General features: G+C 39.0%; 25 protein-coding genes, 2 rRNA genes and 2 other annotated features (1 of these 29 only partly in view). All 27 genes read left to right on the forward strand.

Going from position 1 to position 26916, the window contains the following annotated elements; genetic code table 11:
* Positions 1–1986 (forward strand): 23S ribosomal RNA (locus tag M1D73_RS00500); it begins 936 nt to the left of the window's first position.
* A gap of 49 nt (positions 1987–2035) precedes the next feature.
* Positions 2036–2151: ribosomal RNA gene (rrf, locus tag M1D73_RS00505) — 5S ribosomal RNA — on the forward strand.
* Positions 2152–2359: 208 nt separating this feature from the next.
* A complete protein-coding gene (gene ctsR / locus M1D73_RS00510) occupies positions 2360–2821 on the forward strand; it encodes a transcriptional regulator CtsR (protein ID WP_001244565.1) in 462 nt (153 codons plus the stop codon).
* A 170-nt stretch (positions 2822–2991) separates the two neighbouring features.
* On the forward strand, positions 2992–3540 hold the full coding sequence (gene mcsA / locus M1D73_RS00515; RefSeq protein WP_000128399.1) for a protein-arginine kinase activator protein McsA: 549 nt from the start codon (positions 2992–2994) through the stop codon (positions 3538–3540).
* Between the two features lie 4 nt (positions 3541–3544).
* Positions 3545–4609 carry a protein-arginine kinase McsB gene (gene mcsB / locus M1D73_RS00520; protein ID WP_000050842.1) on the forward strand — a complete coding sequence of 355 codons (1065 nt, stop codon included), beginning with the start codon at positions 3545–3547 and terminating at the stop codon, positions 4607–4609.
* A 22-nt stretch (positions 4610–4631) separates the two neighbouring features.
* Positions 4632–7067 carry an ATP-dependent protease ATP-binding subunit ClpC gene (clpC, locus tag M1D73_RS00525; RefSeq protein WP_000971183.1) on the forward strand — a complete coding sequence of 812 codons (2436 nt, stop codon included), beginning with the start codon at positions 4632–4634 and terminating at the stop codon, positions 7065–7067.
* Between the two features lie 95 nt (positions 7068–7162).
* Complete coding sequence (gene radA, locus M1D73_RS00530; protein WP_001085202.1) at positions 7163–8539, forward strand: DNA repair protein RadA; 1377 nt, start codon at positions 7163–7165, stop codon at positions 8537–8539.
* A gap of 3 nt (positions 8540–8542) precedes the next feature.
* On the forward strand, positions 8543–9616 hold the full coding sequence (gene disA, locus M1D73_RS00535) for a DNA integrity scanning diadenylate cyclase DisA (protein WP_000392163.1): 1074 nt from the start codon (positions 8543–8545) through the stop codon (positions 9614–9616).
* Between the two features lie 160 nt (positions 9617–9776).
* Positions 9777–10886: a PIN/TRAM domain-containing protein gene (locus M1D73_RS00540; protein WP_000919677.1), complete on the forward strand. Its 1110-nt coding sequence runs from the start codon at positions 9777–9779 to the stop codon at positions 10884–10886.
* A gap of 16 nt (positions 10887–10902) precedes the next feature.
* On the forward strand, positions 10903–11583 hold the full coding sequence (gene ispD, locus M1D73_RS00545) for a 2-C-methyl-D-erythritol 4-phosphate cytidylyltransferase (protein WP_000288284.1): 681 nt from the start codon (positions 10903–10905) through the stop codon (positions 11581–11583).
* A gap of 116 nt (positions 11584–11699) precedes the next feature.
* Complete coding sequence (gene ispF, locus M1D73_RS00550) at positions 11700–12176, forward strand: 2-C-methyl-D-erythritol 2,4-cyclodiphosphate synthase (RefSeq protein WP_000488386.1); 477 nt, start codon at positions 11700–11702, stop codon at positions 12174–12176.
* A gap of 89 nt (positions 12177–12265) precedes the next feature.
* On the forward strand, positions 12266–13723 hold the full coding sequence (gene gltX, locus M1D73_RS00555) for a glutamate--tRNA ligase (protein WP_121868694.1): 1458 nt from the start codon (positions 12266–12268) through the stop codon (positions 13721–13723).
* A gap of 47 nt (positions 13724–13770) precedes the next feature.
* Positions 13771–14017: a binding site (T-box leader), on the forward strand.
* Positions 14018–14167: 150 nt separating this feature from the next.
* Positions 14168–14833, forward strand: a complete 666-nt coding sequence (cysE, locus tag M1D73_RS00560) for a serine O-acetyltransferase (protein WP_000476497.1) — start codon at positions 14168–14170, stop codon at positions 14831–14833.
* Positions 14814–16211, forward strand: a complete 1398-nt coding sequence (gene cysS / locus M1D73_RS00565; RefSeq protein WP_000152276.1) for a cysteine--tRNA ligase — start codon at positions 14814–14816, stop codon at positions 16209–16211. The genes cysE and cysS overlap by 20 nt, the downstream gene beginning before the upstream one ends.
* A gap of 2 nt (positions 16212–16213) precedes the next feature.
* Positions 16214–16621 carry a Mini-ribonuclease 3 gene (locus M1D73_RS00570; protein ID WP_000564261.1) on the forward strand — a complete coding sequence of 136 codons (408 nt, stop codon included), beginning with the start codon at positions 16214–16216 and terminating at the stop codon, positions 16619–16621.
* The gene (gene rlmB / locus M1D73_RS00575) at positions 16618–17361 is read left to right on the forward strand and encodes a 23S rRNA (guanosine(2251)-2'-O)-methyltransferase RlmB (protein ID WP_000200237.1); all 744 of its coding nucleotides are present in this window, start codon (positions 16618–16620) and stop codon (positions 17359–17361) included. The genes M1D73_RS00570 and rlmB overlap by 4 nt, the downstream gene beginning before the upstream one ends.
* A gap of 3 nt (positions 17362–17364) precedes the next feature.
* Positions 17365–17877 carry an NYN domain-containing protein gene (locus M1D73_RS00580; protein WP_000997876.1) on the forward strand — a complete coding sequence of 171 codons (513 nt, stop codon included), beginning with the start codon at positions 17365–17367 and terminating at the stop codon, positions 17875–17877.
* Between the two features lie 67 nt (positions 17878–17944).
* On the forward strand, positions 17945–18604 hold the full coding sequence (locus tag M1D73_RS00585; protein WP_000387193.1) for an RNA polymerase factor sigma-70: 660 nt from the start codon (positions 17945–17947) through the stop codon (positions 18602–18604).
* A 136-nt stretch (positions 18605–18740) separates the two neighbouring features.
* Positions 18741–18887, forward strand: a complete 147-nt coding sequence (rpmG, locus tag M1D73_RS00590; protein WP_014481927.1) for a 50S ribosomal protein L33 — start codon at positions 18741–18743, stop codon at positions 18885–18887.
* 32 nt (positions 18888–18919) lie between these two features.
* Positions 18920–19099, forward strand: a complete 180-nt coding sequence (gene secE / locus M1D73_RS00595; protein WP_001241323.1) for a preprotein translocase subunit SecE — start codon at positions 18920–18922, stop codon at positions 19097–19099.
* Positions 19100–19230: 131 nt separating this feature from the next.
* Entirely contained in the window at positions 19231–19764 is a 534-nt protein-coding gene (gene nusG / locus M1D73_RS00600) for a transcription termination/antitermination protein NusG (protein ID WP_000415794.1), read from the forward strand.
* Between the two features lie 167 nt (positions 19765–19931).
* On the forward strand, positions 19932–20357 hold the full coding sequence (gene rplK / locus M1D73_RS00605) for a 50S ribosomal protein L11 (RefSeq protein ID WP_001085872.1): 426 nt from the start codon (positions 19932–19934) through the stop codon (positions 20355–20357).
* A gap of 175 nt (positions 20358–20532) precedes the next feature.
* Positions 20533–21225 (forward strand): 50S ribosomal protein L1, encoded by a 693-nt coding sequence (gene rplA / locus M1D73_RS00610; RefSeq protein ID WP_001987630.1) that lies wholly within the window; start codon positions 20533–20535, stop codon positions 21223–21225.
* Positions 21226–21274: 49 nt separating this feature from the next.
* Positions 21275–21419: a sequence feature (ribosomal protein L10 leader region), on the forward strand.
* Positions 21420–21458: 39 nt separating this feature from the next.
* Positions 21459–21959, forward strand: a complete 501-nt coding sequence (rplJ, locus tag M1D73_RS00615) for a 50S ribosomal protein L10 (protein WP_000048716.1) — start codon at positions 21459–21461, stop codon at positions 21957–21959.
* Positions 21960–22026: 67 nt separating this feature from the next.
* Entirely contained in the window at positions 22027–22386 is a 360-nt protein-coding gene (gene rplL / locus M1D73_RS00620; protein WP_000159736.1) for a 50S ribosomal protein L7/L12, read from the forward strand.
* Between the two features lie 76 nt (positions 22387–22462).
* Positions 22463–23062 (forward strand): class I SAM-dependent methyltransferase, encoded by a 600-nt coding sequence (locus M1D73_RS00625; RefSeq protein ID WP_000763268.1) that lies wholly within the window; start codon positions 22463–22465, stop codon positions 23060–23062.
* Positions 23063–23353: 291 nt separating this feature from the next.
* On the forward strand, positions 23354–26887 hold the full coding sequence (gene rpoB / locus M1D73_RS00630; RefSeq protein WP_000147553.1) for a DNA-directed RNA polymerase subunit beta: 3534 nt from the start codon (positions 23354–23356) through the stop codon (positions 26885–26887).
* The last annotated feature ends 29 nt before the right edge of the window (positions 26888–26916 follow it).

The following is a 26916-nucleotide window of genomic DNA, read 5'->3' on the forward strand; positions in this document are numbered from 1 at the left end:
CGGATTACCGAATTCAGTCAAACTCCGAATGCCAATGACTTATCCTTAGGAGTCAGACTGCGAGTGATAAGATCCGTAGTCAAAAGGGAAACAGCCCAGACCGCCAGCTAAGGTCCCAAAGTGTGTATTAAGTGGAAAAGGATGTGGAGTTGCTTAGACAACTAGGATGTTGGCTTAGAAGCAGCCACCATTTAAAGAGTGCGTAATAGCTCACTAGTCGAGTGACTCTGCGCCGAAAATGTACCGGGGCTAAATACACCACCGAAGCTGCGGATTGATACCAATGGTATCAGTGGTAGGGGAGCGTTCTAAGGACAGTGAAGTCAGACCGGAAGGACTGGTGGAGTGCTTAGAAGTGAGAATGCCGGTATGAGTAGCGAAAGACGGGTGAGAATCCCGTCCACCGAATGCCTAAGGTTTCCTGAGGAAGGCTCGTCCGCTCAGGGTTAGTCAGGACCTAAGCCGAGGCCGACAGGCGTAGGCGATGGACAACAGGTTGATATTCCTGTACCACCTCTTTATCGTTTGAGCAATGGAGGGACGCAGAAGGATAGAAGAAGCGTGCGATTGGTTGTGCACGTCCAAGCAGTTAGGCTGATAAGTAGGCAAATCCGCTTATCGTAAAGGCTGAGCTGTGATGGGGAAGCTCCTTATGGAGCGAAGTCTTTGATTCCCCGCTGCCAAGAAAAGCTTCTAGCGAGATAAAAGGTGCCTGTACCGCAAACCGACACAGGTAGGCGAGGAGAGAATCCTAAGGTGTGCGAGAGAACTCTGGTTAAGGAACTCGGCAAAATGACCCCGTAACTTCGGGAGAAGGGGTGCTTTCTTAACGGAAAGCCGCAGTGAATAGGCCCAAGCGACTGTTTAGCAAAAACACAGCTCTCTGCGAAGCCGTAAGGCGAAGTATAGGGGGTGACACCTGCCCGGTGCTGGAAGGTTAAGGAGAGGGGTTAGCGTAAGCGAAGCTCTGAACTGAAGCCCCAGTAAACGGCGGCCGTAACTATAACGGTCCTAAGGTAGCGAAATTCCTTGTCGGGTAAGTTCCGACCCGCACGAAAGGTGTAACGATTTGGGCACTGTCTCAACCAGAGACTCGGTGAAATTATAGTACCTGTGAAGATGCAGGTTACCCGCGACAGGACGGAAAGACCCCGTGGAGCTTTACTGTAGCCTGATATTGAATTTTGGTACAGTTTGTACAGGATAGGCGGGAGCCATTGAAACCGGAGCGCTAGCTTCGGTGGAGGCGCTGGTGGGATACCGCCCTGACTGTATTGAAATTCTAACCTACGGGTCTTATCGACCCGGGAGACAGTGTCAGGTGGGCAGTTTGACTGGGGCGGTCGCCTCCTAAAGTGTAACGGAGGCGCCCAAAGGTTCCCTCAGAATGGTTGGAAATCATTCGTAGAGTGCAAAGGCATAAGGGAGCTTGACTGCGAGACCTACAAGTCGAGCAGGGACGAAAGTCGGGCTTAGTGATCCGGTGGTTCCGCATGGAAGGGCCATCGCTCAACGGATAAAAGCTACCCCGGGGATAACAGGCTTATCTCCCCCAAGAGTCCACATCGACGGGGAGGTTTGGCACCTCGATGTCGGCTCATCGCATCCTGGGGCTGTAGTCGGTCCCAAGGGTTGGGCTGTTCGCCCATTAAAGCGGTACGCGAGCTGGGTTCAGAACGTCGTGAGACAGTTCGGTCCCTATCCGTCGTGGGCGTAGGAAATTTGAGAGGAGCTGTCCTTAGTACGAGAGGACCGGGATGGACGCACCGCTGGTGTACCAGTTGTTCTGCCAAGGGCATAGCTGGGTAGCTATGTGCGGAAGGGATAAGTGCTGAAAGCATCTAAGCATGAAGCCCCCCTCAAGATGAGATTTCCCATAGCGTAAGCTAGTAAGATCCCTGAAAGATGATCAGGTTGATAGGTTCGAGGTGGAAGCATGGTGACATGTGGAGCTGACGAATACTAATAGATCGAGGACTTAACCATATAATATGTAGCAAATGTTATCTAGTTTTGAAGGAATATGCCTTCATAGTTTGGTGATGATGGCAGAGAGGTCACACCCGTTCCCATACCGAACACGGAAGTTAAGCTCTCTAGCGCCGATGGTAGTTGGGACCTTGTCCCTGTGAGAGTAGGACGTCGCCAAGCAACTAAACACGAGTCAAATGACTCGTGTTTTTTCGTGTTTTCTTTTATAATCCATAGTAATTAAAAAAATATGCTTAAATAATTACTATTTTGATTAAATGCAGGGGAATGTGGCTAGGATAGTGAATAAGCAAAAGAGTTGCAAATTTTATTAATACGTATATAATTAAAGTCAAAGATAGTCAAAGTCAATAAAGGTGGCGGATAAATGAGAAATATATCTGATATCATTGAGCAATATCTAAAGCAAGTTATTGACTTAAGTAATAATAATGTGATTGAAATCAAAAGAAATGAGATTGCGGATCGATTCGAGTGCGTACCATCTCAAATCAATTATGTAATCAATACCCGTTTTACATTAGAAAGAGGATTTGTAGTAGAAAGTAAACGTGGTGGAGGAGGTTACATTCGCATTATAAAAGTCAAACTGCATGATGATATAGACATTATTGATCAAATGCTTCATATGATTGATCATAGCGTTGCACAAGGGAATGCAGAGAGTATGATTATACGTTTATTAGAAGAGGGAATCATAACAGGCCGTGAAGCAAAATTAATGTTAAGTGTACTAGATCGTTCTGTATTATCAATGGATATTCCTTCTCGAGATGAACTTAGGGCTCGAATATTATGCGCAATGTTAAGAACACTGAAATATAAATAAATACAGCTTTTGTAAAAGAATGATAATTAAGATAGGGCAGTTAAATATTGTAGAAGTTTTGAAAAAGAGCATGTACTTTTATCTGAGTGGATTAAGGAAAGAGGACAATCTAGTAATGTATGAAAAGTATCATGAGGTAGATCGTTCCTGTTGTAAAGGTGGGGATATTGATGACTTGTCAAAACTGTAATATAAGACCAGCAACTTTACATTATACAAAAGTAATCAACGAGAAGAAGGCGGAAGTTCATCTTTGTGAGCAATGTGCGGAGCAAAGTGGCTATACGTCTTTCTTTCAATCATCACAGTCTAACTTTTCATTTCATGATGTATTTGCTGGTTTATTACACGGTGAATCAACAATGTTTGGAGAAGGAAAAAACGGGTTTTCAAATACAAATACAGTAAGATGTCCAGATTGTAAGATGACATATGAACATTTTACAAAAGTGGGACGCTTTGGTTGTGCTTCTTGTTACGATACATTTAAAGGACACTTAAACCCATTGTTAAAGCGACTTCATGGTGGACATACAGAACATTGTGGAAAAATTCCGGAACGAATGGAAGGAAATATCCACTTAAAGAAAGAATTAGATGAACTAAAACTTATTCTGAAACAATATGTACAGAATGAGGAGTTTGAGAAAGCTGCTGAGGTAAGAGATGAGATTCGAGGGCTTGAAACTCAGCTTAGTGAGCATAGAGAGGGGGAGTAGTTCTATGTCACTGGACAAAATTATGAATGAAGCGATTAGTCCATGGATGAAGGGGGATGGCCCTGATTCTGATATTGTTTTAAGTAGTCGAATTCGTTTGGCTCGTAATTTTAAGCAATATCAATTTTCTACTATGCAAAACGAAGAGGAAGCTCAAAAGGTTCAAGAATTATTTAAAAAGAAATTTATAAATAAAGCGGTAGAGCCCTTTGGGAAGTTTGGACTATTAAAAATGAATGAACTAACTCCTCTTCAAAGGCGAGTTTTAGTCGAAAAGCATTTAATTAGTCCAAATCTAGCAGGGACCGAATATGGAGCATGTCTGTTATCAGAAAGCGAACACATTAGTGTGATGCTTAATGAGGAAGACCACATTAGGATTCAGTGCCTATTTCCAGGACTACAGTTATCAAAGGCGCTTCAAAGCGCCAATCAAATAGATAATTGGATTGAGAAAGAGGTTGAATATGCTTTTGATGAATCACTTGGATATATTACGAGTTGTCCTACTAACGTTGGTACAGGATTAAGAGCTTCTGTAATGATTCATTTACCAGGGCTGGTTTTAACAAAAAGAATTAGCCGTATTATACAAGTAATTCAAAAATTAGGTTTAGTAGTAAGAGGAATATACGGTGAAGGTAGCGAAGCGTTAGGTAATATATTTCAAGTATCAAATCAAATGACGTTAGGGAAATCCGAAGAAGATATTATTGCAGATTTAAAGAGTGTCATGCAGCAAATTATACAACAAGAAAAATTGGCCAGAGAATTAATTGTACAAAATTCGAGCATTGAGCTTGAAGATAAGGTTTATCGTTCTTACGGTATACTAGCAAACAGTCGTTTAATTCAATCTGCAGAAGCGGCAACTTGCTTATCGGATGTACGACTCGGTATTGATCTAGGATATATAAAAGGTATATCGAGAAATATTTTGACTGAGCTAATGGTTCTTACGCAACCTGGTATTTTACAACAATATGCAGGAGGACCTTTAGGACCAGAAGAAAGAGATTATCGAAGAGCAACCTTAATCCGTGAGCGATTACGTATTGAAAAAAACTAAGCGCAAGTAGGAGGCGATTTCTATGATGTTTGGAAGATTTACAGAAAGAGCACAGAAAGTATTAGCTTTATCTCAAGAGGAAGCAATTCGCATTGGGCATAATAACATTGGAACAGAACATATTTTACTTGGGCTTGTACGCGAAGGTGAAGGAATTGCAGCAAAAGCGTTAATTGCTCTTGGATTGAGCCCGGAGAAAGTGCAAAAAGAGGTAGAAGCGTTAATTGGACGTGGAACAGAAGCTTCTCAAACTGTACATTATACACCTCGTGCTAAAAAAGTTATTGAATTGTCTATGGATGAAGCGCGTAAGCTAGGACATTCTTATGTTGGAACAGAACATATTTTACTTGGCTTAATCCGTGAAGGTGAAGGTGTAGCGGCACGTGTATTAAATAATTTAGGTGTAAGCCTCAACAAAGCAAGACAACAAGTGTTACAACTTCTTGGAAGTAACGAAGCAAGTTCAGGTCACCAAGGTGGTTCATCGACAAATGCAAATACACCGACACTAGACAGTTTAGCGCGCGACTTAACAGTTGTTGCACGTGAGAATCGTTTGGATCCTGTTATTGGACGTAGTAAAGAAATTCAACGTGTAATTGAAGTGTTAAGCCGTAGAACAAAAAACAATCCAGTGTTAATTGGAGAGCCTGGTGTAGGTAAAACAGCAATTGCTGAAGGGTTAGCACAGCAAATCGTAAATAATGAAGTTCCTGAAACGTTAAGAGATAAGCGTGTTATGACACTAGATATGGGAACAGTGGTAGCTGGGACGAAATATCGTGGTGAGTTTGAAGATCGTTTAAAGAAAGTAATGGATGAAATACGTCAAGCAGGGAATATTATTCTATTTATTGATGAACTTCATACATTAATCGGTGCAGGTGGAGCAGAAGGTGCAATCGATGCATCGAATATTTTAAAACCATCTTTAGCACGCGGAGAATTACAATGTATTGGTGCGACAACTTTAGATGAGTATCGTAAATATATTGAAAAGGATGCAGCTTTAGAGAGACGTTTCCAGCCAATTCATGTTGATGAGCCGAGTCTAGAAGAATCAACTCAAATCTTGAAAGGATTACGCGATCGTTATGAGGCGCATCACCGTGTGTCTATTACAGATGATGCAATTGATGCAGCTGTAAAACTTTCAGATCGTTATATTACGGATCGTTTCTTACCAGATAAAGCAATTGATTTAATTGATGAAGCTGCTTCAAAAGTTCGCTTGCGTTCTTATACAACACCACCAAACTTAAAAGAGCTTGAAGTGAAGCTTGAGGAAATTCGAAAAGAAAAAGATGCGGCTGTACAAAGTCAAGAGTTTGAAAAGGCTGCTTCCTTACGTGATATGGAACAACGCTTACGTGAGAAATTGGAAGATACAAAACGTCAGTGGAAAGAACAACAAGGAAAAGAAAATTCAGAGGTTACGGTAGAAGATATTGCAAATGTCGTTTCTACATGGACACGTATCCCTGTTTCTAAACTTGCACAAACAGAGACTGATAAATTATTAAACTTAGAATCCATTCTTCATGATCGTGTCATCGGTCAGGATGAAGCTGTAGTGGCTGTAGCGAAAGCTGTTCGTCGTGCAAGAGCAGGATTGAAAGATCCGAAACGTCCAATTGGTTCATTTATTTTCTTAGGGCCAACAGGTGTAGGTAAAACAGAATTAGCAAGAGCATTGGCAGAATCTATGTTCGGTGATGAGGATGCAATGATTCGCATTGATATGTCTGAGTATATGGAGAAACATTCAACTTCTCGCTTAGTTGGTTCTCCTCCAGGATATGTTGGGTATGAAGAAGGCGGACAATTAACAGAGAAGGTTCGTCGTAAGCCTTATTCAGTTGTCCTATTAGATGAAGTAGAGAAGGCACATCCTGATGTATTTAATATTCTACTACAGGTATTGGAAGATGGTCGTTTAACTGATTCTAAAGGACGTACAGTTGATTTCCGTAATACGATTGTTATTATGACGTCTAACGTTGGTGCTGAGGCGTTAAAACGTAACAAACATCTTGGATTTAACGTACAAGATGAAAGCCGTGATTATTCGGATATGAAAGGTAAAGTAATGGATGAGCTGAAAAAGGCATTTCGTCCAGAATTCTTAAACCGTATTGATGAAATTATCGTATTCCATATGCTTGAGAAAAAACATATTCAAGAAATTGTGACTCTTATGGTAAATCAGTTAGTGAATCGCTTAAAAGAACAAGAAATTGAATTGCACTTAACAGAAGGAGCGATTGCAGCTATTGCTGATAAAGGGTTTGATCGTGAATATGGTGCTCGTCCACTACGTAGAGCAATTCAGAAGCATGTAGAAGATAGACTATCGGAAGAACTTTTAAAAGGTGCTATTGAGAAAGGTCAAAAAGTTATCTTTGATGTAGAAGGGGAAACATTTGTCATTCATAGTGCTGAAAAGGTAAAATAAGTATAGACAAACTAAGAGGGCTACGAGATAGCCCTCTTTCTTGTACGAGAAGGTCAAATGTTTATAGATGAAAGCGAAGTGAAATATAAAAAGATATGGCTAAAAAGAAAACAAAATTCACATGTCAAGAGTGTGGTTATCAATCACCAAAATATATGGGTAAATGTCCAGGGTGTGGTCAATGGAATTCGCTTGTTGAAGAGATGGAACCCGTTGTATCATCCAGACGCCTAAATTATGCAAATGCAATTCAAACAGAAGTAACAAAACCAAGACGTCTTACAGAAGTAGAAACAAAGTCTGAGGCACGTATTGAAACAAAATTTCAAGAGTTTAACCGTGTACTAGGTGGCGGAATTGTAGATGGATCTTTAGTACTTATTGGTGGGGACCCTGGGATTGGAAAATCAACGTTATTATTACAGATTTCCTCGCAATTAGCAGATGCTTCATATGATGTATTGTATATATCAGGTGAGGAGTCAGCAAAGCAGATTAAACTTCGTGCAGATCGTTTACATGTAAATGGTAGTAATCTATTTGTTGTATCAGAGACAGATTTACAGCGTATTGCAGCACATATTGAAGAGATGAATCCTGCTTTTGTTGTTATTGATTCTATTCAAACGATACATTTACCTGAGGTAACATCAGCTCCTGGTAGTGTGGCGCAAGTACGTGAATGTACAGCAGAATTAATGAAACTTGCAAAAACAAAGGGAATCCCAATTTTCATCGTAGGACATGTGACAAAAGAAGGTGCAATTGCGGGACCGCGTATGCTAGAACATATGGTTGATGCAGTTCTTTACTTTGAAGGAGATCGACACCATACATATCGTATTTTACGAGCTGTAAAGAATCGTTTTGGTTCTACGAATGAAATGGGTATCTTTGAAATGAAAGAACTTGGCCTTGCAGAAGTCTTAAATCCTTCTGAAATTTTCCTTGAGGAAAGACCAGTTGGAGTTGCAGGTTCAACAGTAGTTGCCTCAATGGAAGGAACAAGACCAGTTTTAGTAGAAATACAGGCATTAATTTCCCCTACTAGTTTTGGAAATCCTCGAAGAATGGCGACAGGAATTGATCATAATCGTGTCTCGCTTATTATGGCGGTACTAGAGAAAAGAACAGGTTTACTATTACAAAATCAAGATGCGTATTTAAAAGTAGCTGGTGGTTTGAAATTAGACGAACCGGCAATTGATTTAGCTGTCGCCTTAAGTATAGCTTCAAGTTTTAGAGATAAATCTACGGCACCAACTGATGCGGTAATAGGAGAAGTTGGATTAACTGGAGAAATAAGAAGAGTATCAAGAATTGAACAACGTGTACAAGAAGCAGCTAAATTAGGATTTCAACGTGCTATCATTCCTAGAAAAAATTTAGGGGGATGGACAATTCCAGAGGGGATTGAGGTTGTAGGTGTTTCTAATTTGGGAGAAGCGCTTCGTTTGACATTAGGAGGCTAGGCTATGGAAGAAAATAAGCAACGTGTCAAAAGTATGATTAACATTTTACAGCTCGTGGCCCCAGGAACACCACTGCGCGAAGGGATAGATAATGTACTTCGCGCACAAACGGGGGGACTAATTGTTCTTGGGTATAATGAGCAGATTAAAAGCATTGTTGATGGTGGTTTTCATATTAATTGCGCATTCTCTCCTGCTAGTTTATATGAATTAGCAAAAATGGATGGAGCACTTATTTTAAATGAAACTGGAAGTAAAATTTTAATTGCAAACGCACAGTTAGTTCCAGATTCATCTATTGATTCTATTGAAACAGGTATGCGTCACCGAACAGCAGAGCGTGTAGCAAAGCAGACGGGCAGCCTTGTTGTGGCCATTTCACAAAGACGTAATGTAATTACGCTATATCAAGGGAACTTACGTTATACATTAAAAGATATAGGTGTCATTTTAACGAAGGCAAATCAAGCAATTCAAACGCTAGAAAAATATAAGGCTGTATGGAATGACGGCATTACGAATTTGGGTATTCTAGAATTTGAAGAGGTCGTTACAATGTCCGAGGTGGTTCACGTTTTACATAGTGTTGAAATGGTGCTGCGTATTAAAAATGAAATATTGAGCTATATTCATGAGTTAGGAACAGAAGGTAGGTTAATTCGTTTACAGCTTACAGAATTACTAGCTGATTTAGAGGCAGAGGCAGCATTGTTAATTAAAGATTATCACCAGGAGAAAACACAAGACCATCATCAAATCTTGAAAAAGTTACAAGATCTTGCAAATACACAACTTTTAGAGGATAGTGATTTAGTTAAATTGCTTGGCTATCCAGGACAAACAAGTTTAGAAGAAAGTGTGACACCTAGAGGGTACCGAATCACAAGCAAGATTTCTCGTGTTCCGCCACTTATTATCGAGAATTTAATTAATCGATTTAAAACATTGCAAGGTGTTTGCCGAGCAACTATTAATGAATTGGATGATGTGGAAGGAATTGGAGAAGTGAGAGCGAAGAAAATACGAGAAGGTCTAAAAAGAATTCAAGAGCATCTCTATATGAGTAGACACAATTAAGAATATTACATTGATTCTATAATATAACGACACTAGAACATTTTTGGTATATGATATGATATATTGGTAAATAAAACTATTTACAAAAAAACACGTCCGCTTTTGCATTCGGCGTTTTGATTAGCGAAACAATGGTTAATAATGAGTAGGAGGTGGTTGGATGTTAAAACGGATTGTACAGCTCTTCTTTTTAGTGATCGGGGGAGCGTTAGGGATTTACTTAATCCCCAAAATTATTAATGTATTAGATATCGGTGCGGTTCCTTTGTTGGAAGGATCGTATGTTCGTGCAATTATTGGTGCAATTATTTTATTTTTAACAACATTTTGGCTTGTAGATTATATTGTTCAACTTATTAAGCATATTGAAGAGGCTCTTGTAAAGGCGCCTGTAGCAGATGTTTTATTTGGTACATTAGGATTAATCTCTGGTCTTATTGTTGCATATTTAATTTTGATACCAATTCGTGAATTTACAATTCCAGTTATTAGTACGGTGTTGCAAGTGTTCTTCACCCTTTTACTTGGATATTTAGGATTCCAAGTAGGATTTAAAAAAAGGAATGAATTGCTAGGATTATTTACATTACCCCAACGCGGAGGTAAGAAGAAAAACAATAGTGAGAATGAAGAGGTAGAGGTCGAAGCAGAAAAATCTACGACTCATTGGAAAATTCTCGATACGAGTGTAATTATTGACGGACGTATTGCAGATATTTGCCAAACAAAGTTTTTAGAAGGAACAATTGTCATTCCGCAATTCGTATTAGAAGAGCTTCAGCATATTGCCGATTCTTCAGATGCTTTAAAGCGTAATCGTGGCCGCAGAGGGCTAGACATTTTAAATCGTATTCAAAAGGAGATGCCAATTCCGGTAGAAATTTATGAAGGCGATTTCGATGATATCCAAGAAGTAGATAGCAAGCTTGTAAAGTTGGCAAAAATCACTGGTGGAACTGTAGTAACAAACGATTTCAATTTAAACAAAGTTTCTGAATTACAAGGGGTTACGGTGTTAAACATTAATGATTTAGCTAATGCGATTAAACCAGTCGTACTCCCTGGTGAAGAATTAAGTGTTTATGTTGTGAAAGATGGTAAAGAACAAAATCAAGGTGTTGCATACTTAGATGATGGTACGATGATTGTAGTAGAAGATGGTAGAGAGTATGTGGGTTCACAACTTGACGTACTTGTTACTAGCGTATTACAAACATCGGCTGGTCGTATGATTTTCGCAAAACGTAAATTGCTAGAAAAAGCATTATAAGTAGAGGATTATTAATATGTATACATTAATTATTCCGGCAGCAGGCCAAGGAAAACGAATGGGTGCTGGTAAAAATAAGTTATTTTTACTTATAGATGAAGTACCAATTATTGTGCACACATTGCGTGCTTTTGAAAAAGATAAAGCGTGCAAAAGTATTATTATGGCAATTAACGAAGAAGAACGCCCGTATTTTGAAGAGTTAATGCAGAAGTACCAGATTGAAAAGCACGTACAATTCATTCAGGGTGGAGCCGAAAGACAAGATAGCGTCTATAACGCACTTCAGTATGCGAGTGGTGTCGAATATGTTCTTGTGCATGACGGGGCGCGCCCGTTCGTAACGAATAAAGTGATTCGCGATGTATTAACTGCAGCAGAAAAATATGGAGCTTCCATTTGTGCAGTGCCAGTAAAAGATACTGTTAAGAAAGTAGAGCAGGGTGTTGTTGTAGAAACGGTAGAGCGATCTCAACTTAACGCTGTACAAACACCACAAGGATTCTCTGTTTCTCTTTTGTTAGAAGCTCATAGAAGCGCAAAGCAAAGTTGTTTTCTTGGCACAGATGATGCAAGTCTCGTAGAACGTGTTGGGAAGCAAGTAGGTGTAGTAGAGGGGAGTTACTATAATATTAAAGTGACGACTCCGGAAGATCTATTAATTGCTGAAAGTTTCCTACGTGTTCAAAAGAAATAACATTGATGACGTGTTAATAAAGAAAAGCTCGGCAACAGCCGGGCTTTTCTTTATAAGGATAGCGATATAATATAGAGTCATAAAGCTCAGTAGTTTAGCTTAAGGAGGAAGTAAGGATGTTTCGAATTGGACAAGGTTTTGATGTACATGAATTTGCGGAAGGGCGCCCGTTGATTATCGGTGGAATTACAATTCCACACGAGAAAGGATTAATCGGCCATTCAGATGCAGATGTATTGTTACATACGATTGCTGATGCATGTTTAGGTGCGATTGCAGCAGGAGATATCGGAAAGCATTTTCCTGATACAGACCCAGCTTTTAAAGATGCAGATTCAGCTGTATTGTTACAAAAAGTTTGGGAATTTGTGCGTGAACAAGGTTACGAGTTAGGAAATTTAGATTGTACAATTATTGCTCAAAAACCAAAAATGGCACCACATATTGAGAGTATGCGTAAGCGCATTAGTGAACTGTTAGAAACGTCTATCGATAACATTAATGTAAAGGCAACAACAACAGAAAAATTAGGATTTACAGGTAGAGAAGAAGGGATTGCTTCTCAAGCGGTTGTTTTATTACAGAAAAAATAATGGTTTTTAATTCGTAAGATGGATAATCACATTTTTTTGGTGTACAATTATAGAATGTGTTGACATTAAGAATGGAAGGTGTACCAATTATGGAAAAGCAAGTGAGAGTGCGCTACGCGCCAAGTCCAACAGGACACTTACATATCGGAAATGCGCGTACGGCATTATTTAATTATTTATTTGCTCGTCATTTAGATGGCAAATTTATTATTCGTATTGAAGATACTGATGTAAAACGTAACGTGGCTGGTGGAGAAGAAAGCCAATTAAAATACTTGAAATGGCTCGGTATAGACTGGGATGAAGGTGTTGATGTTGGTGGTGAATTTGGACCATATCGCCAAACAGAGCGTTTAGATATTTATAAAAAATTATATGAAGATTTATTAGAGCGTGGTCTAGCTTATAAATGTTATATGACAGAAGAAGAGCTAGAAGCAGAGCGTGAAGGACAAATCGCTCGCGGTGAAACACCTCGTTACGCAGGTAACCACCGTGAATTAACTGAAGAACAAGTGAAAGAATTTGAAGCTGAGGGACGTATTCCAAGTATTCGTTTCCGTGTACCAGCTGATCGTGACTACACATTCAAAGATATTGTAAAAGATGAAGTTGCGTTCCATTCAAATGATTTCGGTGATTTTGTTATTGTGAAAAAGGATGGAATTCCAACTTATAACTTTGCAGTAGCAGTAGATGATCATCTAATGGAAATTACACATGTACTTCGTGGTGATGATCATATTTCAAATACACCGAAACAAATGATGATTTATGAAGCTTTCGGCTGGGATATTCCACAATTCGGTCATATGACTCTAATTGTTAATGAAAGTCGTAAAAAGTTAAGTAAGCGTGATGAATCTATTATTCAATTTATTGAGCAATATAAAGAGCTTGGGTATCTTCCAGAAGCAATCTTTAACTTTATTGCACTACTAGGTTGGTCTCCGGTAGGAGAAGAAGAAATCTTCTCTAAAGATGAGTTTATCAAAATGTTCGATGCAGCTCGTTTATCAAAATCACCTGCATTATTTGATTCTCAAAAACTAAAATGGATGAACAACCAGTATATGAAAAAGCAAGATTTAGATACGGTTGTAGAGTTAAGCTTACCGCATTTAGTGAAAGCTGGACGTGTGGGAGAAACTTTAAGCGAACAAGACCAAGCTTGGATTCGTGATGTAATTGCTTTATACCATGAACAAATGAGTTTTGGAGCTGAAATTGTAGAGCTTTCTGAAATGTTCTTTAAAGATCATGTTGATTATGAAGAAGAAGGACAAGAAGTATTAAATGGTGAACAAGTACCTGAAGTACTTCGTGCATTTGCTGGTCAAATAGAAGCTCTAGAAGCAATGGAGCCAGCAGCAATTAAGGCAGCGATTAAAGCAGTTCAAAAGGAAACAGGACATAAAGGTAAAAATTTATTTATGCCAATCCGTGTTGCAACTACAGGACAAACGCATGGTCCAGAGCTTCCGAATGCTATTGCACTTCTTGGAAAAGAAAAAGTTTTAAATCGTCTTCAAAAAGTAATTGGTTAACATTTTCTAGGTTTAGAAATATAATAAGTATACCTAAAACCTAATAAGGAAAAGCGACGAGAAGGAGAAGTAGAAAATCAGGCTTTTTACAGAGAGAACCACCTTTAGGCTGGGAGTGGTTTATAAGCGGATTTTTGAAATGCCCCTTCGAGTCTTCTGCTGAACAGCGAATTGCTTCGTGGGATGTCTTAGGCCGCAAAGTAAGCAGAAGCGGTTTACACCGTTATCATGGATGAGTTTGAGGCTTTTTTAAGCCTAAACAGAGTGGAACCGCGCTTAAAAGGCGTCTCTGTCAATATGACAGAGACGCCTTTTTTTTATACCGTGTAAATAGGTATGAATATAGAATTTATCTCCTTATATAAAGAATTAGGGGAGAAGTGATGAGTTAGGGGAGTTAGTTCGCTCGACAAAAAAGCAGCCCATAAAGGGGAGGGAACACCGATGTTTAAGAGGCTTCGGGAAGATATTGAAGTCGTTTTTGAACAGGATCCAGCGGCAAGAGGTTATTTCGAAGTCATTTTAACTTACTCTGGATTACATGCAGTTTGGGCCCATCGAATTGCACATGCTTTTTATAAAAGAAATTTTTTCTTTCTTGCACGTTTTGTTTCACAAGTGAGCCGCTTTTTTACTGGCATTGAGATCCATCCAGGAGCAACAATTGGTCGACGTTTTTTCATAGATCATGGAATGGGAGTTGTAATCGGAGAAACTTGTGAAATTGGTGATAATGTAACGATTTATCAAGGGGTTACATTAGGTGGTACAGGAAAAGAAAAAGGAAAGAGGCATCCAACAATTCAGGATAATGTATTAATTGCGACGGGTGCTAAAGTTCTTGGTTCTATTACTGTGGGAGAGAATTCTAAAATCGGAGCAGGGTCTGTCGTATTAAAAGAAGTTCCTGCACATTCTACAGTTGTAGGTATACCTGGCCGTGTCGTTATTCAAAATGGAGTAAAGATTGGTCAAGAATTAAATCACTCTGACCTTCCGGATCCGATTTTTGATAAATTAAAGGCTATGGAAGTAGAACTTGATAAATTGAAGAAACAATTGGAATTAAAGGTAGAAAGGAAGGATAAAAATGACTATTCACATTTATAATACGTTAACACGTCAAAAAGAAGAGTTTGTTCCATTAGAAGAAAATAAGGTAAAGATGTATGTATGCGGACCTACAGTTTATAACTACATTCATATTGGGAATGCAAGGCCTCCTATGGTATTCGATACAGTGCGTCGTTATTTAGAATACAAAGGATACGATGTGCAATATGTATCTAACTTTACGGATGTAGATGATAAATTAATTAAAGCGGCAAATGAATTAGGTGAAGATGTACCGACAATTGCTGATCGTTTTGTTGAAGCGTACTTTGAAGATGTAACAGCACTAGGTTGCAAACACGCAACAGTTCATCCTCGTGTAACAGAAAATATGGATATCATTATTGAATTTATTCAAGAACTTGTGAATAAAGGGTATGCATATGAATCAGAGGGTGATGTGTACTTTAAGACGAAGGAATTCGAAGGTTACGGTAAATTATCACATCAACCAATCGCAGATTTACGTCACGGTGCTCGTATTGAGGTAGGGGAAAAGAAACAAGACCCTCTTGATTTTGCTTTATGGAAAGCTGCGAAAGAAGGAGAAATCTTCTGGGAAAGCCCTTGGGGGCAAGGACGTCCAGGATGGCATATTGAATGCTCAGCAATGGCGCGTAAGTACTTAGGGGATACAATTGACATTCATGCTGGTGGTCAAGACTTGGCTTTCCCACATCATGAAAATGAAATTGCGCAGTCAGAGGCATTGACTGGAAAAACGTTTGCACGTTACTGGATGCATAATGGATATATTAATATTAACAATGAGAAGATGTCTAAATCGCTTGGTAACTTTATTTTAGTTCACGATATTATTAAGCAATACGACCCGCAGTTAATTAGATTCTTTATGTTATCAGTACACTATCGTCACCCGATTAACTTTAGTGAAGAGTTATTACAAAGTACGAATAATGGACTGGAAAGAATTAAAACAGCTTATGGAAACTTAAAGCATCGTATGGAGAGTAGTACGGATTTAACGGACCATAATGAGAAATGGTTAGCTGAAATAGAGAAATTCCAGACTGCATTTGAAGAGGCAATGAATGATGACTTTAACACTGCAAATGCAATTACCGAATTATACAACGTAGCAAATCATGCAAATCAATATTTACTTGAAGAGCATACATCTAAAGTTGTGATTGAAGCATACGTAAAACAACTGGAAACGTTATTTGATATTTTGGGATTAGAATTATCAAAAGAAGAATTACTGGATGAAGAAATTGAAGAGCTTATCCAAAAGCGCATTGAAGCTCGTAAAAATCGTGATTTTGCATTGTCTGATCAAATTCGTGACGATTTAAAAGAACGTAATATTATTTTAGAAGATACTGCTCAAGGTACAAGATGGAAAAGAGGATAAGGATGATCGATGCAAAGCAATTAAACAGCTTGGCGTTAGCGTATATGGGTGATGCGGTATATGAACAATATATCCGCTATCACCTCCTTCAAAAAGGAAAAGTTCGCCCTAATCAATTACACCGCTTAGGGACGAGCTTTGTTTCAGCAAAAGCACAGGCGAAAGTTGTTTATCATTTATTAGAGACGGCATTTTTGACAGAGGAAGAAGAGGCGGTATTAAGAAGAGGGCGTAATGCAAATTCAGGTACAGTTCCGAAAAATACGGATGTACAAACATATCGACATAGTACAGCCTTTGAAGCGCTAATTGGTTATCATCATTTATTAAATAATCGTGAAAGATTAGACGAAATTGTATATAAGGCAATTGCAGTTTTAGAAGAAAAGGAAGGGGGCACATCATCATGACTAGTGAATATATTATCGGACGTAACCCTGTAATTGAAGCGTTAAGATCAGGGAGAGATATTAATAAAATTTGGATCGCAGAAGGTGCTGCCAAAGGACAAGTACAAATTGTACTAGCGTTAGCGAAAGAAAATAAGATTATTTTACAACATGCACCAAAGAAAAAGTTAGATCAATTAGTTGAGGGTAATCATCAAGGTGTAATTGCTCAAGTAGCTGCATATCAGTATGCAGAGTTAGAAGATTTATTCAAAGTGGCAGAAAAACGTAATGAAGATCCATTCTTCTTGATTTTAGATGAGATTGAAGATCCGCATAACCTAGGTTCTATTATGCGTACTGCTGATGCAACAGGAGCTCATGGAATTATTATTCCGAAGAGAAGAGCTGTGGGACTTACAGCATCAGTTGCGAAAGCATCAACAGGAGCGATTGAATACATTCCTGTTGCGCGCGTAACAAACTTATCTCGTACAATTGATGAATTAAAAGAGCGTGGACTTTGGATTGCTGGTACAGATGCCAAAGGGAAAACGGATTACCGTAATTTAGATGGTACAATGCCGATTGGGTTAGTAATTGGTAGTGAAGGAAAAGGTATGAGTCGTATTATTGGTGAAAAGTGTGATTTCTTAATCACTTTACCGATGGTTGGTAAAGTTACATCCTTAAATGCTTCAGTAGCCGCAAGTTTGTTAATGTATGAGGTATATCGTAAACGTCACGAAATTGGTAAATAAAAAATGAACGATATTTTAATCGTTGACGGTTACAACATTATCGGAGCTTGGGGAGATTTGAAGAAACTGCGGGATGTAGATTTACAATCATCAAGAGATGCGCTTATTGATAAGATGGCGGATTATCAAGGTTATACAGGTATAAAAGTGATGATAGTCTTTGATGCCTATACAGTCCATGGTATTGAAAAAAAGATGAAACAATCTCGTGTAGAAGTAATATTCACACGAAAGAATCAAACTGCAGACGAAAAGATAGAGCAACTTGCGATAGAGCTTAGAAATATAAATACACAAATATATGTTGCGACTTCTGATTATACAGAACAATGGGTTATATTTGGGCAAGGTGCCCTTCGAAAATCTGCGCGTGAATTAGAGTTGGAAGTACAAGCGATGGAACAACAAGTAAGAAGGCGCACAAAAGACACGAAAGAACAGCAGCCCGCCATGCGAAAGATATTTAGTAAAGATATTACAGAAAAATTAGAAAAATTAAGAAGAGGAGAGCGTTGAAGCATTGACGCTCTTTATCTTTTTACTGTATAATATTGCTAAATAAATAGCGGTCGGAGGGATCAAGGTGGAAGCAGGCTTCGTAAGTATAGGCGACGTTACATTTCGTGATTTAGAGGATGAGGCAATCGTTGAGTTAGTTCGAAAAGGTAATACTGACGCTCTAGAATATTTAATTCACAAGTATAAGAACTTTGTTCGTGCGAAATCAAGATCTTACTTTTTAGTGGGTGCCGATCGAGAAGACATTGTTCAAGAAGGTATGATAGGGTTGTTTAAAGCAATTCGTGATTATAAAGAGGACAAGCTGTCTTCATTCAAAGCATTTGCTGAACTATGTATCACTCGACAAATTATTACCGCTATTAAAACGGCAACAAGACAAAAACATATTCCTTTAAATTCGTATGTGTCTTTAGATAAGCCGATTTACGATGAGGAATCTGATCGAACGTTATTGGATGTTATTTCTGAAGCGAAGGTGACTGATCCTGAAGAGATGATCATTAGCCAGGAAGAATATACAGACATAGAATCAAAAATATCTGAATTATTAAGCGATTTAGAAAGGAAAGTGCTTTCTTTATATTTAGATGGTCGTTCTTATCAAGAGATTTCAGAACAGTTAAACAGGCATGTGAAATCTATTGATAACGCTTTACAAAGAGTAAAGAGAAAATTGGAACGATATATGGAAATGAGAGAAAGTACAACTTTAAATTCATAAGAAGTAACAAGTGCTACAGGTGTAAAATAAATCACCTGTTTTCTTTTGTAGAGAGTACAAAATGCATGTCATTGACATTGTCTTTTATTGTATGATACATTTTTAGGGACATAATGTTACAAGGTTGGTGTAACTAATGAGGAAAAAAGTTGTACTCTCATGTGAAGAGTGTAAAAATCGAAACTACTCTACTATGAAAGATACGAGCTCAATAGAGCGACTTGAAATAAAAAAGTTTTGTAAAACATGCAATCAGCATACAGTTCACAAGGAAACAAAATAAATAATTGAAATAATACACTGGAGGTCCCGCAGATGCGTTTAACGAACTTTTTCGGCGATGTAGGTCGCGAAATGAAAAAAGTAAGTTGGCCTAAAAAAGATGAATTACTCCGCTCAACAGCGACTGTTGTTGCTACAGTTGTGTTCTTTGCGATTTTCTTCGCAGTAGTTGATATGGGCATTTCTTCTTTAATTCGGTTAATTCTTGGTTAATTCTTGAATAAGAAGCACTTATCCATGATATAATGTTATTTATAAGAACTGTGTAAAAGCCCGGTGAACGGGTTTTTTCATTTGCGCAAAAAAATGTACGTCAGGGAGGGAAGGACGCTCGTCCTAAATGAATGGAAAAAAGTTGGTATGTTGTCCATACTTATTCTGGATATGAAAATAAAGTAAAAGCAAACCTAGAGAAACGTGTAGAATCAATGGGTATGCAAGATAAAATTTTCCGTGTTGTTGTCCCGGAAGAAGTAGAAGTAGAAATGAAAAACGGAAAAGAAAAATTAATGAAAAGAAAAGTGTTCCCAGGTTATGTATTAGTAGAATTAATCATGACTGATGACTCTTGGTATGTTGTACGTAACACGCCGGGTGTAACTGGGTTCGTTGGTTCTTCTGGTTCTGGATCTAAACCATCACCTCTATTAGAAGAGGAAGTTGTTACCATTATGAAACATATGGGAATGGACAACGAAGTGGTTGATTTCGACTTTGAACTTCATGAGACAGTACGTGTAAATGAGGGGCCATTCGCAGATTATACAGGTGCTATTGAAGAAATTGATGTGGAGAAGAAAAAGGTTAGCGTGCTTGTGGACATGTTTGGTCGCGAGACTCCAGTTGAACTTGACTTCCATCAAATTGAAAAATTATAAAATGAAACTTGAAATGAATTGTAAAAAGTGATAATATCTTTTAAGTCAGTACGTCTTCGTTATCGGAGACGTTTTTTGAAAGATTTTATCCTTACAGATAAAATATGACGTGGGAGGGCAAATCACTGTCCAATTGACCACATCACGGACTTAAGGAGGTGTGTCTCGTGGCTAAAAAGGTAATTAAAATGGTAAAGCTTCAAATTCCTGCAGGTAAAGCTAACCCAGCTCCACCAGTTGGTCCAGCATTAGGACAAGCAGGTGTTAACATCATGGGCTTCTGTAAAGAGTTTAACGCTCGTACAGCAGATCAAGCTGGTCTTATCATCCCTGTTGAAATTACGGTATTTGAGGACCGTTCATTCACTTTCATTACTAAAACTCCTCCTGCTGCTGTTCTTCTTAAGAAAGTAGCTGGTATTGAGTCTGGTTCTGGTGAACCAAACCGTAATAAAGTGGCAACTGTTAAGCGTGATAAAGTACGCGAAATCGCTGAAACTAAAATGCCTGACCTAAACGCTGCTAGCGTAGAAGCTGCAATGCGTATGGTTGAAGGTACTGCACGCAGTATGGGCATCGTTATCGAAGACTAATTCGATTTGTTTTAAAAAAGGTTGCGGGTCTGGAATTCCAATTCGCAACCTTTATTATCGTAAATGATTATCGTTTTTAAATAAATGGATGGCGCTCATCCTCAGGTTATACCTGAAAACAGGCGTAAACGTGGGAGGTTATTCCGCTAAAACCACATTCGAGGAGGAAATAAAAATGGCTAAAAGAGGTAAAAAGTACGTAGAAGCTGCAAAGCTTGTTGATCGTGCAGCTGCTTACTCTGCAACAGAAGCAGTAGAATTAGTAAAGAAAACAAACACAGCTAAATTTGATGCAACTGTAGAAGCTGCATTCCGTTTAGGTGTTGACCCTAAGAAAGCTGACCAACAAATCCGTGGCGCAGTTGTTCTTCCACACGGTACTGGTAAAGTACAACGTGTATTAGTATTTGCTAAAGGTGAAAAAGCTAAAGAAGCTGAAGCTGCTGGAGCTGACTTCGTAGGCGATACTGATTACATCGGTAAAATCCAACAAGGTTGGTTCGATTTCGATGTAGTAGTAGCAACTCCTGACATGATGGGTGAAGTTGGTAAACTTGGTCGCGTATTAGGACCTAAAGGTTTAATGCCAAACCCTAAAACTGGAACAGTTACTTTCGATGTAACTAAAGCTGTTAACGAAATCAAAGCTGGTAAAGTTGAATACCGCGTTGATAAAGCTGGTAACATCCACGTTCCAATCGGTAAAGTATCTTTCGAAGATGCTAAATTAGTAGAAAACTTCAAAACAATTGCTGACACTTTACAAAAAGTTAAGCCAGCTGCTGCAAAAGGTACTTACATGAAGAACGTAACAGTTGCTTCTACAATGGGACCTGGCGTACGTGTAGACGTTTCTACATTAGCGTAAATTTTGGAAGTTGACTTCATAAAGAAGTTTTAATATAATCATTTATGTTGTGAATTTAATTAGTGTACCGTAGACAGTAGGTGTCAATAGACTTAATTTCCTACCTAGGTGTTAATATACGAAGCGGAATCTTTTTTCTGTGACTATATGCCTCCATGTCTACAAGTTGGGCATGGAGGTTTTTAGTGCACTTTCGGTACATCTTCTATATAATCTACAGGAGGTGTAATAACATGAGCAAAGTAATCGAAACTAAACAACAAGTTGTAACTGAAATCGCGGACAAACTTCGCGCTAGTAAATCTACAATCGTTGTTGACTACCGTGGTTTAACAGTTTCTGAAGCAACAGAATTACGTAAGCAATTACGTGAAGCTGGCGTTGAGTTCAAAGTTTACAAAAACTCTCTAACTCGTCGTGCTGCAGAATCTGCTGAAATGGCTGAGTTAAATGAATTCTTAACAGGACCAAACGCAATCGCGTTCAGTAACGAGGATGTAGTTGCTCCTGCGAAAGTATTAAACGACTTCGCTAAAGATCATGAAGCTTTAGAAATTAAAGCGGGCGTAATCGAAGGTAAACTTGTAACACTTGATGAGGTTAAAGCAATCGCTACTCTTCCATCACGTGAAGGCTTACTTTCTATGCTTCTTAGCGTTCTTCAAGCTCCAATCCGTAACCTTGCACTTGCTACTAAAGCAGTTGCAGACCAAAAGGAAGAGCAAGGCGCTTAATTTTTTAAAAGATAATTACGTATTATCGATAAAACAATACAAACCTATTTAAGGGAGGATATTTACAATGACTAAAGAACAAATCATTGAAGCAGTTAAATCTATGACTGTATTAGAACTTAACGACTTAGTAAAAGCTATCGAGGAAGAATTCGGCGTAACTGCTGCTGCTCCTGTAGCTGTTGCTGGTGGCGCTGGAGAAGCTGCTGCTGAGAAAACTGAATTTGATGTGGAACTAACTAGCGCTGGTGCACAAAAAATCAAAGTTATCAAAGTTGTTCGTGAAATCACTGGTCTTGGCTTAAAAGAAGCTAAAGAATTAGTTGACAACACTCCAAAAGTAATCAAAGAAGCTGCTGCTAAAGAAGAAGCTGAAGAAATCAAAGCTAAACTTGAAGAAGTTGGCGCTGCTGTAGAAGTTAAGTAATTAACTTTTGATGCTTTAAAAAAAGCTCGCTCTCATGCGAGCTTTTTTTTTAACTGTAAAGAAAAGAGGTGGCCATATGGCAGACCATTATTTTTCTAACGACCCTTCTAGTAAAAGTGATCGTAAGCGATGGGAGTTTGACCTTCGTGGATCTCGATTTACTTTCTTATCTGACCATGGGGTGTTCTCGAAAAACGAAGTGGACTTTGGTTCCCGTCTTTTAATTGAAGCGTTTCAAATGCCAGATATTAAAGGTAATATATTAGACGTAGGTTGCGGATACGGTCCTATTGGTTTGTCGTTAGCGAAAGAGTTTCAAGGTCGTGAAGTTCACATGGTGGATGTGAATGAGAGGGCACTTGGGCTTGCGAAAGAAAACGCCGCTAATAACAAAATCGAGAATATACGTATTTTTCAAAGTAGCGTCTATGAAAATGTAGATGGTAAGTATGCTGCTATTCTATCTAACCCTCCAATTCGTGCGGGTAAAGATATCGTACATGAGATTTTAGAAAAAGCTGTGGAGTATTTAGTTCCAGGTGGAGAACTTTGGATTGTTATTCAAAAGAAACAAGGTGCACCGTCTGCGCTAAAAAAACTAGAAGAAGTATTTTCTGAGGTTGAGGTTGTAGAAAAGAAAAAAGGATATTATATCATAAAATCAAAAAAACGTTGACGGTTATTTTTGGCTATGTTAACATTATACAATGCCAATATATGATTTTCTGCGTTGAGAAAGATGTATATTTTTGTTTCTCTTGGAAAAGATAGTAAAATCAGCAGATTATGAAACAGAATGATGGTTTTCTTATAGAAGCCATTTTTCTTTTTTGAGCAGGTAGAAAGACTCAACGTATTTATCTTTAAGAGAAAGAGACTACGCTAATAGCAGTAGTTGTATTTATTTGTGATTTTGCACAAATTTTTTTGTGCATTTATAATACTCATGATTTGAGGGGTGAAGCAGTTGACAGGTCAACTAGTTCAATACGGACGCCACCGCCAACGAAGAAGTTATGCCCGTATTAGTGAAGTATTAGAGTTACCAAATCTTATCGAAATTCAAACCTCTTCTTATCAGTGGTTTCTTGATGAGGGTTTGCGAGAAATGTTCCAAGACATTTCTCCGATTGAAGACTTTACGGGAAATCTATCGCTTGAATTTATCGACTACAGCTTAGGTGAACCTAAATACTCTGTAGACGAATGCAAAGAGCGTGATGTGACGTATGCAGCACCACTTCGTGTAAAAGTGCGTCTAATCAACAAGGAAACTGGTGAAGTAAAAGAACAAGATGTGTTCATGGGAGATTTCCCACTCATGACAGAGACTGGAACATTCGTAATTAACGGTGCAGAACGTGTTATCGTTTCCCAGTTAGTTCGCTCTCCAAGCGTATACTATAGTGGCAAAGTGGATAAAAACGGAAAACGTGGTTTTACTGCTACTGTAATTCCAAACCGCGGAGCTTGGTTAGAGTATGAGACAGATGCTAAGGATGTTGTATATGTGCGTATTGACCGTACGCGTAAACTTCCTGTAACTGTTTTGTTACGCGCATTAGGGTTTGGCTCTGATCAAGAAATCACCGAGCTTTTAGGTGATAACGAATACTTAAGCAACACATTAGAAAAAGACAACACAGATAGCACAGAAAAAGCATTGCTTGAAATTTATGAGCGTCTACGTCCTGGTGAACCACCAACGGTAGAAAATGCTAAGAGCTTACTTGTGTCTCGTTTCTTTGATCCAAAGCGCTACGATTTAGCAAATGTAGGTCGCTATAAGATCAACAAGAAGTTACACATTAAAAACAGATTGTTTAATCAACGTTTAGCTGAAACATTAGTGGATCCAGAAACTGGTGAAATTTTAGCGGCAGAAGGAACAATCTTAGATCGTCGTACACTTGATCGCATTTTACCTTACTTAGAGAAAAACATTGGATTCAAAACAGCGAAACCAATGGGTGGAGTGGTAGAAGGCGATGTTGAGCTGCAATCTATTAAGATTTATGCTCCTGAGTCGGAAGGCGAACGCGTAATTAATGTAATTGGTAATGCAAACATTACTCGTGATGTGAAACACATTACACCAGGTGATATCCTTGCTTCTATCAGTTACTTCTTCAACCTACTATACAAAGTAGGGGATACAGATGATATTGACCATTTAGGAAACCGTCGTCTGCGTTCTGTTGGAGAACTGTTACAAAATCAATTCCGTATCGGTCTTTCTCGTATGGAACGTGTTGTTCGTGAGAGAATGTCGATCCAAGATACAAATGCAATTACACCACAGGCACTAATTAATATTCGTCCTGTTATTGCATCTATTAAAGAGTTCTTCGGAAGTTCTCAGTTATCTCAGTTTATGGACCAAACAAACCCATTAGCAGAGTTAACTCACAAACGAAGACTATCTGCATTAGGACCTGGTGGTTTAACGCGTGAGCGCGCAGGCTTTGAAGTGCGTGACGTTCATTACTCTCACTACGGTCGTATGTGTCCGATTGAAACACCAGAGGGACCAAACATCGGTTTGATTAACTCATTATCTTCGTTCGCGAAAGTAAATGAGTTTGGTTTCATTGAAACACCATACCGTCGTGTTGACCCAGAAACTGGTCTTGTAACAGGGCATGTTGATTACTTAACAGCAGATGAAGAAGATAACTATGTTGTAGCCCAAGCGAATATGAAATTATCTGACGAAGGTGAATTCCTAAGTGAAGATATCGTAGCTCGTTTCCGTGGTGAAAACATTGTCACAAATAGAGAACGCATCGACTACATGGATGTATCTCCAAAACAAGTAGTGTCGGCAGCGACAGCTTGTATTCCGTTCTTAGAAAACGATGACTCTAACCGCGCACTTATGGGAGCGAACATGCAACGTCAGGCGGTTCCGTTAATGAATCCGGAATCTCCGATTGTAGGTACAGGTATGGAGTACGTATCAGCAAAAGACTCAGGTGCTGCAGTAATCTGTAAACATCCTGGGGTTGTTGAGCGCGTAGAAGCACGTGAAGTTTGGGTACGTCGCTATGTAGAAGTTGACGGTCAAACAGTAAAAGGCGACTTAGATCGCTACAAAATGCAAAAATTCATTCGTTCTAACCAAGGAACTTGTTACAACCAACGTCCAATCGTAAGTGTTGGAAATGAAGTTGTAAAAGGTGAAATCCTTGCGGATGGTCCTTCTATGGAATTAGGTGAACTAGCACTTGGACGTAACGTGCTTGTTGGCTTCATGACTTGGGACGGTTATAACTACGAGGATGCGATCATCATGAGTGAGCGCCTTGTAAAAGATGATGTGTACACTTCTATTCATATTGAAGAATATGAATCAGAAGCTCGTGATACGAAGCTTGGACCAGAAGAAATTACACGTGACATTCCAAACGTTGGGGAAGACGCATTACGTAACCTTGACGAGCGCGGTATCATTCGCGTTGGTGCTGAAGTAAAAGATGGAGATTTACTTGTTGGTAAAGTAACACCTAAAGGTGTAACAGAATTAACAGCTGAAGAACGTCTATTACATGCTATCTTTGGAGAAAAAGCGCGTGAAGTACGTGATACATCACTACGTGTACCACACGGTGGTGGCGGTATTATCTTAGACGTAAAAGTATTCAACCGTGAAGATGGCGATGAATTGCCACCGGGCGTGAATCAACTTGTACGTGCATATATCGTTCAAAAACGTAAAATTTCTGAAGGTGACAAGATGGCCGGACGTCACGGTAACAAAGGTGTTATTTCTCGTATTTTACCAGAAGAAGATATGCCTTACCTACCAGACGGTACGCCAATCGATATCATGTTAAACCCATTAGGGGTACCATCTCGTATGAATATCGGTCAGGTATTAGAGCTTCATCTTGGTATGGCAGCAAGATACCTTGGCATTCACATTGCAACACCAGTATTCGATGGTGCTCGTGAGGAAGATGTTTGGGGCACAATTGAAGAAGCTGGTATGGCAAATGACGCGAAAACAATCCTGTATGACGGACGTACTGGTGAACCATTCGATAACCGCGTATCTGTTGGTGTCATGTATATGATCAAACTTGCGCACATGGTTGACGATAAACTTCATGCTCGTTCTACTGGACCATACTCACTTGTAACGCAGCAACCTCTTGGAGGTAAAGCTCAGTTCGGTGGACAGCGTTTCGGTGAGATGGAGGTTTGGGCACTTGAAGCTTACGGTGCTGCTTATACTCTTCAAGAAATCTTAACAGTGAAGTCTGATGATGTTGTTGGACGTGTTAAGACTTATGAAGCAATTGTTAAAGGCGAAAATGTTCCAGAACCAGGCGTTCCTGAATCATTCAAAGTATTGATTAAAGAGCTGCAAAGTTTAGGTATGGACGTTAAAATGATGTCTAGCGACGATACAGAAATTGAAATGCGTGATACAGAAGATGACGATGATCATCAATCAGCAGATAAATTGAATGTCGAAGTTGAGACAACTAAGGAATAATTGGGATAACCTGTAGACTAAAAGGGAGG

Source organism: Bacillus sp. PK3-067 (assembly GCF_056738645.1).

Excerpts from the sequence above, each read along its gene's own strand:
- ctsR (WP_001244565.1), top strand. The coding sequence starts at position 2,360 with ATGAGAAATATATCTGATATCATTGAGCAATATCTAAAGCAAGTTATT.
- cysE (WP_000476497.1), top strand. The coding sequence starts at position 14,168 with ATGTTTAAGAGGCTTCGGGAAGATATTGAAGTCGTTTTTGAACAGGAT.
- rplL (WP_000159736.1), top strand. The coding sequence starts at position 22,027 with ATGACTAAAGAACAAATCATTGAAGCAGTTAAATCTATGACTGTATTA.
- rplA (WP_001987630.1), top strand. The coding sequence starts at position 20,533 with ATGGCTAAAAGAGGTAAAAAGTACGTAGAAGCTGCAAAGCTTGTTGAT.
- cysS (WP_000152276.1), top strand. The coding sequence starts at position 14,814 with ATGACTATTCACATTTATAATACGTTAACACGTCAAAAAGAAGAGTTT.
- ispD (WP_000288284.1), top strand. The coding sequence starts at position 10,903 with ATGTATACATTAATTATTCCGGCAGCAGGCCAAGGAAAACGAATGGGT.
- gltX (WP_121868694.1), top strand. The coding sequence starts at position 12,266 with ATGGAAAAGCAAGTGAGAGTGCGCTACGCGCCAAGTCCAACAGGACAC.
- rpmG (WP_014481927.1), top strand. The coding sequence starts at position 18,741 with ATGAGGAAAAAAGTTGTACTCTCATGTGAAGAGTGTAAAAATCGAAAC.
- ispF (WP_000488386.1), top strand. The coding sequence starts at position 11,700 with ATGTTTCGAATTGGACAAGGTTTTGATGTACATGAATTTGCGGAAGGG.
- M1D73_RS00580 (WP_000997876.1), top strand. The coding sequence starts at position 17,365 with ATGAACGATATTTTAATCGTTGACGGTTACAACATTATCGGAGCTTGG.
- secE (WP_001241323.1), top strand. The coding sequence starts at position 18,920 with ATGCGTTTAACGAACTTTTTCGGCGATGTAGGTCGCGAAATGAAAAAA.
- M1D73_RS00570 (WP_000564261.1), top strand. The coding sequence starts at position 16,214 with ATGATCGATGCAAAGCAATTAAACAGCTTGGCGTTAGCGTATATGGGT.
- mcsA (WP_000128399.1), top strand. The coding sequence starts at position 2,992 with ATGACTTGTCAAAACTGTAATATAAGACCAGCAACTTTACATTATACA.
- rplJ (WP_000048716.1), top strand. The coding sequence starts at position 21,459 with ATGAGCAAAGTAATCGAAACTAAACAACAAGTTGTAACTGAAATCGCG.
- clpC (WP_000971183.1), top strand. The coding sequence starts at position 4,632 with ATGATGTTTGGAAGATTTACAGAAAGAGCACAGAAAGTATTAGCTTTA.
- M1D73_RS00540 (WP_000919677.1), top strand. The coding sequence starts at position 9,777 with ATGTTAAAACGGATTGTACAGCTCTTCTTTTTAGTGATCGGGGGAGCG.
- M1D73_RS00625 (WP_000763268.1), top strand. The coding sequence starts at position 22,463 with ATGGCAGACCATTATTTTTCTAACGACCCTTCTAGTAAAAGTGATCGT.
- disA (WP_000392163.1), top strand. The coding sequence starts at position 8,543 with ATGGAAGAAAATAAGCAACGTGTCAAAAGTATGATTAACATTTTACAG.
- mcsB (WP_000050842.1), top strand. The coding sequence starts at position 3,545 with ATGTCACTGGACAAAATTATGAATGAAGCGATTAGTCCATGGATGAAG.
- radA (WP_001085202.1), top strand. The coding sequence starts at position 7,163 with ATGGCTAAAAAGAAAACAAAATTCACATGTCAAGAGTGTGGTTATCAA.
- nusG (WP_000415794.1), top strand. The coding sequence starts at position 19,231 with ATGGAAAAAAGTTGGTATGTTGTCCATACTTATTCTGGATATGAAAAT.
- rlmB (WP_000200237.1), top strand. The coding sequence starts at position 16,618 with ATGACTAGTGAATATATTATCGGACGTAACCCTGTAATTGAAGCGTTA.